The sequence below is a fragment of the Candidatus Thermoplasmatota archaeon genome (assembly GCA_030018475.1).
In the GTDB taxonomy this organism is placed as follows: domain Archaea; phylum Thermoplasmatota; class JASEFT01; order JASEFT01; family JASEFT01; genus JASEFT01.
The window spans coordinates 1-2046 of the sequence record JASEFT010000092.1; the positions used below are offsets into that span (position 1 = coordinate 1).

The window sequence follows — 2046 nt, forward strand, 5'->3', positions numbered from 1 at the left end:
GTTCAGCGGTTAATTCAAAATCCAACCTTTATCACCAAAGTTATTGCACAATAATTTTGAAACTGTATAAAACTCTTTCTTGATAAATCGCCAACAATTATATCTTATAACTGCACATAAACCATAAAGTGGAGAAAAAGAGTATGAAAACATTAGACCCGAAGTATATTCTAGCTTTGGAGGAAAAATATGCGCGCGAGCAACTCTATTCTGTCGTCTGACAAAATTGTTGGGAACTAAAACTTTTCATTTTTATTATTTCTCTTCGACAAGCTTACTATTAGGGTTATCATTGCAATTATCAATGAAAGTACAATTGATACTACAAATGGTAAAATTGTTGATAATTGCCAAAGCACAGCCCCTACTGCTGGAAACGGCATGGAACTCAAGGCTGAGAGCGCATCCAGGGAGCCAAAAGCTAGGGCCTTATGTGATGCTTCGCTTTCCTTCGCTATGAGTGTCCTATAGCCTACGTTATGAAAGGAGCCAATCATGGATGCGATAATGAGCGAACTTGCTGCGATGAATTTTGTTGGACTTAGGATAAAGAATAGTACGCATATAGCGCCAACCAAATTGCCTATAAAAATCGAGGTTAATGGGCCCAGCTTATCAGTGACTCTTCCAGCTACAGGCTGAATCATGGCTTGACTAATTGGGATTAAGGCGAAAACTAGGCCAATAGTAGACGCATCTATTTTAAGGACGCTGTCCATAAATATCGAATAATAAGGTCCATCGATGGAGGTTTCAACTCCGATTAAGACTGTTAAAAAAATAAGGAAAAAGTGTATCATGCTTAATTGTCGAAGCGATTTTAAAGGGCGAACACATTCTTCTATATATTTTCTTCCCTTCTGTCTAGTCTTAAGGGTTTCCCGTAAAAACAATCTAGAAAAGAGGGCGCCTATCACTAGAATTATACAGATTGCCAAAGCGTTAACTGCTGAGATTTCAAAAGCGAAGCCTAAAATCAACGAGCCGATGCCGCATGCTGCTAAACCTGACATTTGAAGGATTGAGTAACATACTCCGATACTCTTCTCATCAACAGACTCAGCTGCGATAGCATAAATCGCAGGAGAACCTATAGTTGAAGCTCCCTCGTACATCAAAAAACCCACCGTCAGTAAAGCAATATTATTTAACGTCTCGGCCAAAAAAAGCGAGAATACGCCAAAAAGATCGATTAACGAACTGGCCACTATGACTCTTTTTCTTCCAAACATATCAGAAGCAACTCCACCAAGAAGAGGGCAAAAAAACGAGAGTATATAGGTCATTGCAAAGAGAAGACCTACCATCTCTATTCCACCAACTCTCTTAACAATTAATGATAAAGCCCAATAAAAAAAGCCGAAAACAGAACCAGTAAGATAGGCTGAAAATAGTAATACTACGATGTTTCGTGAAGCAATTACACTTTTGATAGCTTGAACTTCTTTTTTAATTAGAGTTTTCAAATGTACTTAATCACCCTTTCGTCGATAATAAAATGGCTACAAAGATTATTAATTTTCGGAAGGTCGTTTACGCTGGCAAGCTGATTAACAAATGTTTTTATCAGGGATCTCTAACGCTTGTGTTGACTTTATTCCACAAAATATGAGGGTCATCTTTTAGAAGATTTCCGACGATTAATGGTAAACCGTCTGAAACTCTTACTTGAGAATTTGGTTTTATTACGAACATTGGCTGAACATGTTCAACACGATCTTTTAAGTCTTCCAATATGCCAATGTTGACATACAACCTTTTCTTTTCAATATCATCTTTGTACTTATCTTGCAGACGTACTTTAATTTCGTCGAGTACAGATTGCTGTGGAATAATTAACTCTCTGTTCAAGTATGCTCTCCCAAACGGAACAACCTCGTTTATCCATATCCTTTGAACCCCTCGCGACAGAGCAAAGTCGATAATATCATCTATTTCATTAATATTAAAGTTCATAACTACGGAAATCAAACCAGTATCTATGGAAGCTTTTGTAAGTTCAACAACGCTATTCCGAGCTTTTTCCCACACACCCTTTACTCCCAC

2 protein-coding genes are annotated in these 2046 nt (G+C 37.8%); both read right to left on the reverse strand.

What is annotated here, in order from left to right:
- Window positions 1–236 precede the first annotated feature (236 nt).
- On the reverse strand, window positions 237–1466 hold the full coding sequence (locus QMD21_07615) for an MFS transporter (GenBank protein MDI6856630.1): 1230 nt from the start codon (window positions 1464–1466) through the stop codon (window positions 237–239).
- A 100-nt stretch (window positions 1467–1566) separates the two neighbouring features.
- Window positions 1567–2046, reverse strand: a 480-nt coding sequence (locus QMD21_07620; protein ID MDI6856631.1) for a hypothetical protein, incomplete at its 5' end; no start/stop codon positions are given.